Here is a 13,538-nt window from a genome sequence, read left to right as displayed (position 1 = left end):
ATGAAATCACTGCAGGAGCAGGAGCAGCATCGTAAGTTTTGGGACGGCGTTCAGCGAGCGTACATCCCGATCGACCCCTTACAAGTCCCCCCTTCGGTAAGCCTTCACAGCGAATATGAGGAAGAGATTGATCCGATTACGTATGAAGTGGTTCGTCATAATCTTTGGAATGTCAATCTGGAACAAGGCAAGATTGTGGAAAATTTGGCGGTATCCCCGATCACACTGGAAACAAGGGATTTCCAAACCGCCATTTTTACCGAGGATGCGGAAATTCTTTTTTTCGGCCCTTATCTTCAATATTTCGGTGGTATGCTGGATGTCATGATCAAGTATGTCATTGAGAAACGGGGAGAAGAACCGGGCATTCATGACGGCGATGTGTTTCTGCAAAACGATCCATGGGTCGGCACAGCACATCAACCGGATGTAGGTATATTTGCTCCTGTGTTTTGGGAAGGCCAGATCTTCTGCTGGGTTGCAAACTGCCTGCACCAAAATGACGTAGGAGGAACGACTCCGGGAAGCTTTTGTCCGAACGCTCAAGACATTTATTTTGACCCGCCGGTATTTCCGCCAGTCAGGATTGTGAAAGAAGGGAAGCTGGATATTGAAATTGAAGCGGCCTTCAGACGGCAATCTCGTACTCCGGTTAATGTAGCGTTGGACTTGCGGGCAGCAATCGCCGCTTGTCATGCGTCACGTGCAAGAATCCTGGGTCTGATTAAAAAGTATGGATCCAAGACCGTAAAGGGCGTCATGAAAAAGGTGCTGAATACAAGTGAAAAGGCGCTGCTTGATCGTCTTTCGACCATACCGGACGGAACGTGGAAAGAGCGTGCCTATCAGGAAGTGGCGGTTACAGGTGATCGCGGTGTGTACCGGATCGAACTATCGATTACGAAGAAGGGCAACACGTTGACGGTTAAAAATGAAGGAACAGACGGGCAAGCCGGTGCGATTAATCTGCCGTTTGCCGCTTGGCGAGGAGCCATTCTCTCGGCTTTTAACGTGATCTTATTGGCCGACCAAATGGGGGCAGGCGGAGGAGGAGCGGCCCGGCACTGCGAGTTTATTCCTACCCCTGGCACCATGACTTGTCCTGACTATGGAGTCGCGGTAAGCCCGGCGGGCATTTACGCAACGGAGCTTGGGGTAGCGATGGCGAACTCGGTTGTGTCCAAAATGCTGCTATCGTCCAGCGATCCGGATCTTCATAAACTGGCTTTGAGTACCACGAACGGCCAGTGGCAAATCCAAATTCATGCAGGAACCAACCAGCGTGGAGAGTATTATGTCGGACCGATGCTGGATACGATGATCGGCAGCAGCGGGGCCACTCCATACCGTGACGGTTCATTCGCAGACGGACAATGGTGGATTCCTGAAGGTCAAGGGCCCAATGTTGAAGGCTATGAACGCGATTGGCCGATTTTATATCTCTACCGCAAGGAACATCAGGATTCGGCCGGAGCAGGAAAATTTCGCGGTGGCAATGGCGGTATCCTCGCCTATATGCCGCACAAAGGCCAAGTCGGTCTAGGCGTATATACCGCCGAGGGCATTCCCAAAACCTCCGGCATTTTGGGAGGATCGCCGGGTACCCGTGGCGAGACGGTATTAATAAAATCGTCAAATATTAAAGAAATTCTTCAATCGGGCCGCCTCATTGACAATGTGGATGAACTCTCTGGCGAGCGGCCTTCGTTAACGGGGAAAGGACCTGCTCTGGCACTCGGCGACTCGGATGTTCTGGAATGGAACTGGGGCTCCTGCGCCGGTTATGGTGACCCTTTGCTTCGCGACCCTGAGCGTGTGCGGCAGGATGTGCTGGCCGGTACTACATCCGTCTCTTTTGCCGAAACGGTATATGGCGTTATTTTCACCGAGGAGATGACGGTCGATGAGAGAAGCACGGAGCAACGTCGGCTGCAAAACCGGAGGAAGCGTCTCGAAGACGCAGGAGCTCCTGTCTCCACCCATTTGGAGTTCAAGCTTCAGGAATTTCGTGTTCCACAAGGCATGCTGACATTAGGCGATAACTTTTGGTTCAACAAAACAAATGGCACGACAGAAATTTGCTGCTCCCATTGCGGGGAAGTGCTCGCAACCGGCGATCAGAATTACAAGTCCCGTGTCCCGGTTCGCAAAAGCGATGTGGGGAAGGTCGGCATAAAAAGCGTCGATTTAAAACGTTTCGTCGATGCGCATGTGTTGTATCATGAATACTTCTGCCCGACCTGCGCTACGGTTCTCTCGACGGAAGTTGTTCGAGAGGGAGATGAACCTCTACACGAATTTTTACTAAGTTAATACACCTGATCCCCATCCTCCCGGCAAGATTACACTTGCCGGGAAGGATATAGTTGCAAGCAGATCCACCAACATACCATCTGCATGGTATGTTGATGGTACAGTGTTGTGCGCCACCATGCAGCATGATCCGGTCTTATTCATTTTTTTGTAAAATGGGGGGGAATCGCGAAATGAAGAAGAGTACGAATACATGGAGAACGTTGTCGAGTCTGTTGGTTGCGTCCGCGATGTTAATCGTTGCCGCATGTGCCAATTCAACCGCTGTTGAACCGCAAAAAAGCGCATCCGACGGGGCAATATCCGGCGGAGCAAGTGGAGGTACAATCAAAATCGGAATGACTTCCGCATTGACGGGACCTTATAACGAATATGGGGAGGGAAATAAACGGGGGGTCGAATTGGCCATTGAAAAGTGGAACCAGCAAGGCGGGATTCATGGAAAAAAGATCGAACTCATCGCGTTGGACGATCAGCTTGTTCCCGATAAGGCGGCGAACAATATGCAGCAGCTTCTTGACGATAAAAGCATTGTCGCGATCATCGGCCCTGCCGGGAGCGGTCCGGCATTAGCTACAGTACCTTTAACGGAAGTTTACGGAATCATTCAAATTAACCCCGTGGCCCAGACTACCGACGTTACGTATCCTAACGGTGTAAATAACCCGCCGAGAAAAACGGTATTTTCCTTCGCGCTGCAAAACGATGTGGAAACGGATGTGCTCGCTACATTCGCGGGTGAGCAGTGGAAAAAGATCGGCCTCATTCACGAAAGTACGGCATACGGCAAATCCGGGATGGAATTGGTAGAGAAAATATTGAAGGAGAAATACAACATCGTTCCGGTCGGACGTGAACAATACAACCAGAAAGCGCCGGATATGACGGCCCAATTGGCCAAGCTGAAAAAGGAGGGAGCGGAGGTCATCGTCTGCGTCGGTTTAGGCGCCGATCTGGCCAACATTCGTAAGGGAATGAGCCGTCTGGACATGAATGTACCTCTCGTTGCGACGAATGGCGCCCTTTCCAATCCGTATAAAGAAGGCGCGGGCGATCTGGTCGTCGGCACGATCGGTACGATGATCAAAGCGTTCGGCGAGAACCCGTTGTCCGCACCGGCCAAGGAATTTGCCGACGCCTATATGAAAAAATACGGGAAAGACCGGTATTGGGGAGATGGAGATACGCCCCAGCTGTTCATGTCTTTGAACGTCACCAATGCCTACGATGGAGCCATTGTGCTGTTTGAAGCGATTAAAAAAGCCGACAGCACGAAAACGCCCGATATTATCGCGGCTTTGGAATCCATGAAAGACTACCAAGGGGTAAACGCCAATTATACGTTTAGCGGCAAGAAGCATCACGCCATCGGCACTGACGGTCTTGGATTGTTCCAGTATGTGAAAAATGGAGACAACATCCAATTGGTCCCTTATAAGAAATAAAATGCCGGGGGGCGACGTTTGGCGGTTTACCCTCCGCATCTATCTTCGAGGAGGAAACAGGATGGGGAATATTCAATTTTTGCTTGAATTAATATTTGCCGGAGTCTGTGTAGGATCCGTTTATTCCCTCGTAGCTCATGGGTTTAACATGACATTTTGGTCCAGCAAGGTTCTCAACTTCGGTCATGGGCCGTTTATTATGTTCTGTTCCATGCTCATTCTATCATTTCTTAATATGGGAATTTCCTGGGCAGTCGCCATTGTGTTTGGACTCATTTGCATTTCATTGCTGGGAATTATACTGGAGAGGGTTTCGATTCGTCCCTTAATCAAATATCCTTCCAGTATGGGATGGGTCGTGTCCACGCTCGGTACCGGACTGTTTTTACAGGCGCTGGCATCGAAAATATGGGGATCGCAAGCGATAGCGTATCCTGCATTTCTGTTCACAAGCACGGACTACGTTCCGTTGCTCAGCGTAAAGTTGTCCTCCCAATACTTGCTCGTCTTATTCGCTGCGCTATTTATCATGCTGTTCATGGAAATGGTCATGCACAAGACGATATGGGGGAAAGCAATGAAAGCGGTCTCTTACGATCCGACATTAGCCCGCATTATGGGAATAAAATCGAAGCTCGTCATTACGTATTCCTTTATTTTGAGCGCGATTTTGGCTGGCATCGCCGGTTTCCTGATCGCACCGATTTACGGGACGGTCAGCCCTGACTTCGGGATGAACATTATGGTGCTTGGCTTTGTCGCGACCGTACTTGGCGGGGTGGGAAGTTCGAAAGGCGCTTTAATAGGCGGCATACTGGTCGGCGTTATTGAAAAACTGGTTGGGGGGTATCTGTCCAGTTCCGCAGAGCACGGGGTTGCCTTTGCTATTTTGATCCTCATTCTCGCGATAAAGCCCGAAGGCTTGTTCGGGTCCAGGGCGGTGCTGAAAGTATGACGACGATGAGCATGAAGAAAGGCGTTCAGCCCGTATTGACGATGATCCTTGTTCTGCTGGTTGCCGCAGCTCCATTGTTTATGTCACCTTCTAATGTGCAGCTGTTTATTTTTTGGGGAATCAATATTTTGTTAGCGCAAAGCATTAACCTGCTGAGCGGTCTCGGCGGTCAAATCTCTCTCGGCCATGCGGCGTTTTACGCGATAGGTGCTTATGTTTCCGCCATCTTCATGGTGCGTTTCGGTTTTCCATTATATGTTACGATTTTACTGTCGGCTGCTGTAAACGCATTGGTAGGATTTCTTGTTTCATTTCCGGCCGGAAGAGTCAGAGAATTTTACTTGGCGATGATGACCTTGGGCTTCGGTTTCGTGATCGAGGAGATCATCAAAGAATGGTCCAGCGTCACCGGTGGGGTCATGGGATTAAGCGGAATCCCTTCTCCCAAGCTGGGCACCATGCTTTTGTTCGGCATCAAATTGAATTTGATCCACTATTATTGGATCGTATTTCTGGTTGTCGCGTTGATTGTGTGGATGCTGCGGAATTTCGTCCAGTCGTACTACGGCCGTTCCTTTCTGGCTATTCACCGGAGCGAACTCTCCGCATCCAGTATCGGCATCTCTCCGGGCCGGGTCAAGCAGCTCGCCTATACGATGAGCGCTTGCCTGGCGGGTATTGCCGGTGCGCTGTATGCGCATCTGATGGCTTACATCGGGGCGAATTCTTTCGGCATGATGCAATCGATTGAAATTCTTGTTATGGGCATACTTGGCGGATTCGGAACCATTATCGGTCCCATTCTCGGCGCTGGATTTTTGACTTTTATTGCAAACAAGCTGCAATTTATTAAAGATTATCAGCTGATGATTTATTCGCTTCTTCTCGTCATTTCCTTTCTGTTTATCCCCAGAGGCTTTGCCGGCTTATTGGGAATCCGTACGGCACTTAGCAAGGAAAAACGTCTCCAAAAGGTAAAGCCGATTTCTGAGGTTAAGCCTCTGCGCATTCCCGGGAGGGAGGCACGCACGCTTTCCTACAGGCCTCATCACAAAAAGTTAAAGGTGGAAGGCGTGATCAAGGATTTTGGCGGACTTCGCGCGCTGCAGCATGTGAGCCTGGAGCTGGGGCAAGGTACCATTCTGGGCTTGGTAGGTCCTAACGGTTCGGGGAAAAGCACATTGGTCAACGTGATCAGCGGCGTTTACCCGGTGACTGAAGGCAAAATCAGTTTCGGCAAGGCAGAAATCACCAATATGCCTACGCATGCCATTGCCGGTCAGGGCATTATTCGAACCTTTCAGGACCCGCACAATGTCGGCAATATGACGGTCAAGGAAAATCTGCTGTTAGGCAGACATCAAAAATACCAATCCGGCATTGTGTCCTGCGTTCTCAATTTGAAAAGCTCTCTGCTTGAAGAACAGGAAATGCTGGTCAAAGTTCATGAAATGATGGAGCTCTGTTCACTCGCACAGTACTCGGAAGAATTGGTCGAAAATTTACCGTACGGCGTACAGCGAATGGTAGAAGTGGCAAGAGCGATTCTGGCTGAACCTGAATTGCTGCTCCTGGATGAGCCGGCAGCGGGATTGTCCGAGCATGAAATGCAGGAATTAAGCAAGCTTATCCGGTATGTCAAGACGCTAGGGATCTCGGTCATCCTCATTGATCATCATATGGAATTTCTAATGGGTCTTATCGATGAGGTGATCGTATTGGATTCCGGTAAAATGATCTATTCGGGCGATGCGCAGGGCATGCAAACGAATCAGCAGGTGATTGAAGCCTATTTGGGGGTTGCGAATCATGCTTAGCGTGCGGAATGTACATGTCAGTTATGGTCCAATCAAAGCCTTGAAAGGGGTTTCTCTTGACATTCGAAGCAAGGGGATTACCGCCATCATTGGCGCGAACGGTTCGGGGAAAACGACCCTGCTTAATTTCATCAGCGGGTTGGTAACGCCCGAGGAGGGCGATCTGCTGTTTGAAGGAATCTCCATTGCAGCATGGCCTACGGAAGCCCGGGTCAAACAAGGCATCGCTCACGTAATGGAGGGGCGCCGTTTATTCAAGGACCAAACGGTCCACGATAATTTGCGGCTGGCCGCACATTTTCGTACACCCAGGCTTGAGAAGAAAACGATAGCTAACAAGATTGAGCAGGTGTTTCAGCGGTTTCCGATTCTGGAAAGCAAGAAGCATCAGCTGGCCGGCACGCTCAGCGGGGGACAGCAGCAGCTGTTGATTATATCGGCGGCTTTGCTTTCGGCTCCTAAATTGCTTCTGCTCGACGAGCCGTCTCTGGGTTTGGCTCCGGTTATTATCGACGAGGTATATGCATTTTTGCAAGAGCTTAATCAGGCGGGAATGACTATATTTATTTCGGAACAGATGGCGGCTCTCGCGCTGCGCATCGCCGACTATGGCTATGTGCTGGATCGCGGCGTAATCGTGAAAAGCGGGGACAGCGCTTATTTGAAAGATTTGCTCGCTTCCGACGATCTTTCGTCCATCTATTTGGGTAAAGGGAACCATTAGAGGAGTGATGTTCATGTCAAGCTGCTACCGGTTTATTCCGGTTGAGAAAGTGTTCCATGGTGCTGGCGTCATTGAAAATTTGCCTGCGGAAATCGATCGTTTAGGCGCCAGGAAAGCTGCATTGCTTACCAGTAACAGCCTGTTCGCTTCTCCGGTTATCAAACGCTTGGAACAGCTGTTGGGAAGCCGTTTGGAGGTTGTCCTCTCGGGTACCGTACAGCACGCGCCAAGCCAGTCGATTTTCGAAATCGCTTCCAGGCTGAGGGACCGGGGTATCGACCTGTTAATCAGTTTAGGTGGCGGCACGGTCATCGACTCTGCAAAGGCCATCGCTTTAGTATTGGGAGAGGGCCTCGATGAGCCGCAGCAATTACAATCGTATTCGGTCAAATTCGAGTATCCCGATAAAATCGAAATTCCTCAAGTCAAGCAAAAATTAATACCGCACATCGCCGTTCCAACGACTTTGTCCGCAGCCGAGTTTTCCAACATTATCGGCATTACAGATGAGCACAGGAAGGTAAAGGAACTGTACATCGATGACCAATTGACGCCGAAAGTCGTATATATGGATCCGGAGCTCTGCACGGACACGCCGGACTGGCTGTGGTCGGCCACCGGGATGAGAGCGCTGGATCATGCCATTGAAACCGTTTATTCCAAGCAAACTCACCCCATCACTACGGCACTCGCGCTCCAATCGATCCGGCTGCTGAGCGAATATCTTCCGAAATGTAAAAAAGATCCAGCGGATTTGCAAGCGAAGCTGCAATGTCAAATGGCTGCCTGGATGTCGTTCTTTGGCGTGAGCAACGTGATGATGGGACTCAGCCACGGCATCGGACACCAAATAGGAGCCCATGCCAACGTTGCCCACGGCGTCACTTCCTGCATTATGCTTCCGCATGTCATGCGCTTTTCGCTGCCCTTTACCTTGGAGCAGCAAGCCCTGATCAGTGCCGCCATGGGTGGCGAAGTAAGCGGCAGGAGTGTGGAGGAAGCCGCCGCAATGGCTTCGCAGCTGGTGGTCAAACTGGTGGCTGATTTGCAGCTGCCGCTTAGGCTTCGCGATGTCCAGGTGCGCAAAGAGCAATTTCAACCGATTGCGGAGGACGCCATGAGAGATCTGGTCGTGGCAAGCAGTCCCAGACCTGTACAAGGAACCGGCGAGATTGTAGCTCTTCTCGAAGCCGCATGGTAGGGAAGTGTAATTCATGATAAGAGGTGAGAGATGAATGCGGGGAAGACTGGCAGGGAAAGTAGCGCTTATCACCGGTGCTTCGAGAGGTCTTGGAGCGCTGGAAGCCGTTATGTTCGCCAAAGAAGGAGCGCAGGCCGTTATCGTGTCCGATGTTAGCCAGTCGGCTTTGCAGGAGACGGTGAAGGCGGTGGAAGAACTGGGCGGAGCGACGACTGTTATTCCGCTTGAACTGAATGTCACCCTTGAAGAAGATTGGACCCAGGCGGCAATCTCGATCGAGAAGCGGTTTGGGAAACTGGATATTTTAGTCAACAACGCGGGAATTACCAAGAGGGAACGGTTTGTCGACTGCTCTCTGGCCGATTGGAACCGGGTGATTGCCGTTAACCAGACCGGCGTATTTCTTGGGATGAAATATAGTGCGCCGCTGCTCCGAAAGTCAGGCCGCGGGTCGATTATTAATATGTCGTCGATCGCCGGAGTGACCGGTTATTTTGCAGCTCCCTATACAGCGAGTAAATGGGCGGTGAGAGGAATGACCAAGGCCGCTGCGCAGGAATTTGGCGGTTGGGGAATCAGGGTGAATTCGGTTAATCCCGGCTTCATCTGGACGCCGCTTACGTTACCGGCCAAGCAAATGGTAGAGGCTTTTAACAAAGTGAACGCCCTCGAACGGGCGGGTGAGCCGGAGGAAGTCGCCCAGGCCGTTATTTTTCTCGCTTCCGACGAATCCTCCTACATGACCGGAGGGGAAATAACGCTCGACGGGGGAATGACGGCAGGCGGCGAAATCCGGCTGATCGCCAAGGAACTCGGCATTTATCGTGATGAGTAATCCGTCCTGCCGCTGAACGTTCAGCGTCTCCCTTCCAAGCAGCAAAGAAATGAACCAGGTATTGCCAAAATACCATCCGGTCGGTATAATTATCATAAGGTTAATAAATACCGACCGATCGGTATGTTTCATTGGGGGGAAGGTGAAGGCGTTGGTCCATCTTACAGAAATACGCACCCGGTATTGTGAATCGGATGCACTTGGCCATATTAACAATGTCAGCTATTTTATTTATTTTGAGCAGGCGCGCGTCGATTTTTTGCTGGACAGCGGCATGGTACTTCCATCCGAGAAGTTCCCGTTTCTTGTTGCTTCGCTGCATTGTGACTACAAGAAGCAGGTCTACATCAATCAGAGCTTGAAGATCCACACCTATGTCATGGATATCGGCAGATCCAGCTTCAAATTGGGACATGAAATCCATGATAAAGACTCGAACGAGTTGCTGGCAGTAGGCGAAGCGGTCCTGGTGAGTTATGATCTAATTGCGGAGAAAACGACCCGGCTAACCGATGAGCTGCGTTTCAAGCTGGAAAACTATGTTCGAGTAGAAATTAATAACAGTAAAGGTGTGAAATCAAGTGACGTTTGACGGATCTTCAGTGAACCGCAGGCAGGGAAGCGATACAAAAACGGAAATTTTGGACATCGCGTTGTCTCTGTTTGTTAAGAAAGGGTATCATGAAACCTCCATGCAGGATATTGCCGACACAGCCGGTCTAACCAAAGGCGGATTATATTACTACATAAAGAGCAAGGACGACGTACTGTTTTTGCTACACGACCGCTTTATTGTCGAAGGATTAAGACGTTTGCGTCTGGTAGAGGCCGAATCACTTGAGCCTGAGCATAAGCTGATCGAACTGCTGAAGATGCACCTGCAGATCATTGACCAATTCAAGGACGACATTACCCTGTTCTTTAACTGTATGAAGTATTTAAGCGACGACAAAAAGCAGGCCGTACAGGAGAAGCGGGATGAATACGAAGACATCTTCGTGCGCGTCTTGGAAGAAGGCAAGAACAAAGGCGTCTTTAAAGTCGAGGACAGCCACATCGTCGTGCTGTATGTTCTGGGAGCCTGCAACTTTATGCATACCTGGTATAAGCCGGGCAAAGGAAAGTCGATCGAGGAGCTGTCGGATATCTTTATTACTCTCATCACCAAAGGCTTATTTCAGTAAAACCGAAAAGGGGACGGTAACGTGAAGATAAGCAAAGAGCGGCTGCTCGAACTTTATGAAACGATGATGAAGATACGAAATTTCGAAGAGAGAGTCTCCGGGCTGTTTGCCGGCGGGCACATTCCCGGATTCCTCCATCTCTATGTCGGCCAGGAAGCGGTGGCGGCCGGTGTTTGCGCCAATCTTCACAAGGACGATTACATCACGAGCACCCACCGCGGACACGGACACTGCATCGCCAAAGGCGCCGACGTCAAACGGATGATGGCCGAATTATTCGGCAAACGGACCGGTTACTGCAAAGGAAAAGGCGGTTCCATGCACGTCGTCGACGTCAACTTGGGGATCCTTGGCGCTAACGGAATCGTCGGTGCGGGCATGCCGATTGCGGTGGGGGCGGCTTTTTCCGCCAAAACCAAGGGCACCGGCCAGGTTGCCGTAGCCTTCTTTGGAGAAGGTGCGACGGGAACGGGCTATTTTCACGAATCGTTGAATTTGGCTGCCGTTCTGAAGCTGCCCGCCATCTTTGTATGCGAGAGCAATCAATATGCGGAATTCACTCCTCGGGAAAAACATTTGCCGGTGAAAACCGTGGCGGAGCGAAGCAAAGCGTACGGGATCGAAGGCCATGCTATGAATGGAAATAATGTGGTGGAAGTATTTGAAGAGCTGTCGGCCATTGTGGCCAAGGTGCGTAAGGGAGGAGGACCTGTCATCGTGGAATGCTTCACCAATCGTTGGAGCGGCCACTATGAAGGCGATCCGCAAAAATATCGTCCGTCCGGCGAGGCTGAGGCGTGGAGGAAGAAGGATCCGATCCTCCATGTGGAGCAAGTGCTGCGTGAGCAGTATGACGTTGATATAACGGAGCTTGCCGCGATCAAGGATCAGGTCGAGCGCGAAATCGATGAAGCGGAGCGGTTTTCGATGGAAAGCCCGCTGCCCGAAGGCGAAGAAACGCTGCAGGACGTTTATGCTTCTTAACTTGGGAGGTGGAAGTTTTGGCGGTACTGCGATACAACCAGGCCATTAACTTGGCGTTGAAAGAGGAAATGCACAGGGACGAAAGCATCATTTTGGCCGGAGAGGATATTGCGGCGTCAGGCGGATCGTTCGGCGTGACGCGCGGCTTGATGGAGGAATTCGGCGAAGCCCGGGTTGTCGACACGCCCATCAGTGAAGGTGCGATTATCGGCATGGCCATCGGTTCCGCCGCCAGCGGGCTCCGGCCGGTCGTCGAAATCATGTTTATGGACTTCATCGGTGTCTGCTTTGACATGATTATCAACCAAACGGCGAAAATGCGGTTTATGTCCGGCGGACAAATGAAAATGCCGCTCGTCATTCGTACCCAGGCCGGGGCGGGATCAAACGCGGGGCCGCAGCATTCGCAAAGCCTGGAAGCGCTGCTTATGCATATTCCAGGACTGAAAGTAGTGATGCCCTCGAACCCTTACGATGCGAAGGGCCTGCTCAAAGCAGCGATACGCGACGATGATCCCGTTATTTTCATTGAGCACAAGATGCTGTACAGCTCGAAGGGAGAGATCCCCGATGAAGAATACACCGTTCCGCTCGGTCAGGCAAAGGTAGTTAAGGAAGGCCGCGATGTGACCGTCATTGCGCTTGGCCAGATGGTCAACAAAGCGCTGCAGGCGGCACAGGTGCTGGAGGAGTCGGGAATCAGCGTGGAGCTGATTGATCCGCGGACGGTTACTCCGCTCGATAAGGAAACGATTCTCGAATCGGTGAAGAAAACGGGAAGGCTCGTTATCGTTCACGAAGCGGTGAAAATCGGCGGGATCGGAGCCGAGCTGGCCGCGATGGTGCAGGAGGAGGCGTTCGACTACCTGGATGCTCCCATTCAAAGGGTCGCCGCTCCGTTCTCGCCTGTACCGTACAGCAAACCGCTCGAGCATTACTATATGCCGAATGAGAATAATATTATCGAAGCGGTTCAGCGAATCTGTGTGGGCAGACAGTTCGCAGCTGCGAAGTAGGGAGGGGGACGGAATGACAAGCGTCAGGCGGATATTCGCTTCTCCACGTGCGAGAGCTCTTGCAGCACAGCAGAACATCCCGTTGCCCGAAGTGGCAGGAAGCGGGCCTTCCGGCCGAATCATTGAACAGGATGTGCAGGTTTACCGTTCGCAGCGTGCAAACATGTCTAGTGGGCCTGCCGAAAGAGATCCAAGCATTCGGCCGGACAAGAAGATTCAAGCCACTCCGCTCGCCAGAGCGATCGCTCAGTTGGAAAACATCGACCTGTCCACGGTAGCGGGATCCGGTGTGAGCGGCAAGATCAGGAGCTCCGATGTACGGCCGCGGAAAGAGGAATCAGCTTCGGCCGGTTTTTCTGCAGAGCGCGTTCCCCCCATGGAAGCAGTTCCGATGACGGGAATGCGTAAAATCATCGCGGAACGGATGGCCTACAGCAAGCAGACGGCTCCCCACGTCACGCTTACGGTGAAAGCGGAAGTGACCCGGCTTGCAGAGCTTCGAAGCAAATGGATGCAGGACGGCATGAAGGTGAGCTATACGGATCTTCTGGTGAAAATCGCAGCAGAGAGTTTACGTGCGCATCCGCGTGTCAATGTCTCCATGGAACAGGACGGGATCGTCAGGCATCGACAATGCGATATCGGCGTGGCCGTCGCTTTAGAGGAAGGCTTAATCGTCCCGGTCATTCGTGATGCCGATCGAAGGCGCCTGCAGGACATTTCCAAGGACCTGCAGGATAAGGTCAAACGATCCAAAGAAGGCAAGCTTCGGCGGGATGAAGTGCAGGGCGGCCGGTTCACGATCAGCAACTTGGGCATGTATGAAGTGGATGCGTTCACCCCGATTATCAATCTTCCTGAAAGCGCTATCCTCGGGGTGGGAAGAATGATCGAGGATTTGATCGTACATAACGGGCAAATTCACATCGGGAAAACCATGGTCCTGTCGCTGTCCTTTGACCATCGGGTGATGGATGGCGCACCTGCGGCTTTGTTCTTAAAAAATATAAAAGAGTTGCTGGAGAATCCGGAATCTCTTCAGGACTCTTTGTAGGAGCAGTGAA

Annotated in this window: 12 protein-coding genes; all 12 read left to right on the top strand. The window is 51.4% G+C overall.

All coding sequences use genetic code 11. The annotated features are described in order from the left end of the window. The 12 genes from JMF85_RS17550 to JMF85_RS17495 all read left to right on the top strand — a co-directional run bounded on the left by JMF85_RS17550 (position 1) and on the right by JMF85_RS17495 (position 13,528). Positions 1-2,313, top strand: a complete 2,313-nt coding sequence (locus JMF85_RS17550; protein WP_155614031.1) for a hydantoinase B/oxoprolinase family protein — start codon at positions 1-3, stop codon at positions 2,311-2,313. Positions 2,314-2,486: 173 nt separating this feature from the next. Continuing rightward, positions 2,487-3,758 (top strand): ABC transporter substrate-binding protein, encoded by a 1,272-nt coding sequence (locus JMF85_RS17545; RefSeq protein ID WP_196426822.1) that lies wholly within the window; start codon positions 2,487-2,489, stop codon positions 3,756-3,758. A gap of 61 nt (positions 3,759-3,819) precedes the next feature. Then, positions 3,820-4,713 (top strand): branched-chain amino acid ABC transporter permease, encoded by an 894-nt coding sequence (locus JMF85_RS17540; RefSeq protein ID WP_201318629.1) that lies wholly within the window; start codon positions 3,820-3,822, stop codon positions 4,711-4,713. After that, positions 4,710-6,530 carry a branched-chain amino acid ABC transporter ATP-binding protein/permease gene (locus JMF85_RS17535; RefSeq protein ID WP_201318628.1) on the top strand — a complete coding sequence of 607 codons (1,821 nt, stop codon included), beginning with the start codon at positions 4,710-4,712 and terminating at the stop codon, positions 6,528-6,530. The genes JMF85_RS17540 and JMF85_RS17535 overlap by 4 nt, the downstream gene beginning before the upstream one ends. Further along, positions 6,523-7,254: an ABC transporter ATP-binding protein gene (locus JMF85_RS17530; protein ID WP_201318627.1), complete on the top strand. Its 732-nt coding sequence runs from the start codon at positions 6,523-6,525 to the stop codon at positions 7,252-7,254. Before JMF85_RS17535 ends, JMF85_RS17530 begins: the two co-directional genes overlap by 8 nt. A 13-nt stretch (positions 7,255-7,267) precedes the next feature. Next, positions 7,268-8,455, top strand: a complete 1,188-nt coding sequence (locus JMF85_RS17525; protein WP_164751743.1) for an iron-containing alcohol dehydrogenase — start codon at positions 7,268-7,270, stop codon at positions 8,453-8,455. A gap of 34 nt (positions 8,456-8,489) precedes the next feature. Further along, positions 8,490-9,290, top strand: a complete 801-nt coding sequence (locus tag JMF85_RS17520; protein ID WP_054798977.1) for an SDR family NAD(P)-dependent oxidoreductase — start codon at positions 8,490-8,492, stop codon at positions 9,288-9,290. 151 nt (positions 9,291-9,441) lie between these two features. Further along, a complete protein-coding gene (locus JMF85_RS17515; RefSeq protein ID WP_181410097.1) occupies positions 9,442-9,882 on the top strand; it encodes an acyl-CoA thioesterase in 441 nt (146 codons plus the stop codon). Next, positions 9,872-10,474 (top strand): TetR/AcrR family transcriptional regulator, encoded by a 603-nt coding sequence (locus tag JMF85_RS17510; RefSeq protein ID WP_127605983.1) that lies wholly within the window; start codon positions 9,872-9,874, stop codon positions 10,472-10,474. Before JMF85_RS17515 ends, JMF85_RS17510 begins: the two co-directional genes overlap by 11 nt. 21 nt (positions 10,475-10,495) lie before the next feature. Continuing rightward, a complete protein-coding gene (locus tag JMF85_RS17505) occupies positions 10,496-11,458 on the top strand; it encodes a thiamine pyrophosphate-dependent dehydrogenase E1 component subunit alpha (RefSeq protein ID WP_236595896.1) in 963 nt (320 codons plus the stop codon). Between the two features lie 17 nt (positions 11,459-11,475). After that, positions 11,476-12,474 carry an alpha-ketoacid dehydrogenase subunit beta gene (locus tag JMF85_RS17500; protein ID WP_141334688.1) on the top strand — a complete coding sequence of 333 codons (999 nt, stop codon included), beginning with the start codon at positions 11,476-11,478 and terminating at the stop codon, positions 12,472-12,474. 13 nt (positions 12,475-12,487) lie between these two features. Next, positions 12,488-13,528 carry a 2-oxo acid dehydrogenase subunit E2 gene (locus JMF85_RS17495; RefSeq protein WP_196426823.1) on the top strand — a complete coding sequence of 347 codons (1,041 nt, stop codon included), beginning with the start codon at positions 12,488-12,490 and terminating at the stop codon, positions 13,526-13,528. The last annotated feature ends 10 nt before the right edge of the window (positions 13,529-13,538 follow it).

Origin of the sequence: Paenibacillus sp. EPM92 (assembly GCF_016586185.1) — a bacterium.
Lineage (GTDB): Bacteria > Bacillota > Bacilli > Paenibacillales > NBRC-103111 > Paenibacillus_G > Paenibacillus_G validus.
Note: the sequence above shows the minus strand (reverse complement) of the source record. Positions and strands in the feature narration are given on the sequence as shown.

Coding starts and splice junctions, on each gene's coding strand:
- JMF85_RS17550 (WP_155614031.1), top strand. CDS start 1: ATGAAATCACTGCAGGAGCAGGAGCAGCATCGTAAGTTTTGGGACGGC.
- JMF85_RS17545 (WP_196426822.1), top strand. CDS start 2,487: ATGAAGAAGAGTACGAATACATGGAGAACGTTGTCGAGTCTGTTGGTT.
- JMF85_RS17540 (WP_201318629.1), top strand. CDS start 3,820: ATGGGGAATATTCAATTTTTGCTTGAATTAATATTTGCCGGAGTCTGT.
- JMF85_RS17535 (WP_201318628.1), top strand. CDS start 4,710: ATGACGACGATGAGCATGAAGAAAGGCGTTCAGCCCGTATTGACGATG.
- JMF85_RS17530 (WP_201318627.1), top strand. CDS start 6,523: ATGCTTAGCGTGCGGAATGTACATGTCAGTTATGGTCCAATCAAAGCC.
- JMF85_RS17525 (WP_164751743.1), top strand. CDS start 7,268: ATGTCAAGCTGCTACCGGTTTATTCCGGTTGAGAAAGTGTTCCATGGT.
- JMF85_RS17520 (WP_054798977.1), top strand. CDS start 8,490: ATGCGGGGAAGACTGGCAGGGAAAGTAGCGCTTATCACCGGTGCTTCG.
- JMF85_RS17495 (WP_196426823.1), top strand. CDS start 12,488: ATGACAAGCGTCAGGCGGATATTCGCTTCTCCACGTGCGAGAGCTCTT.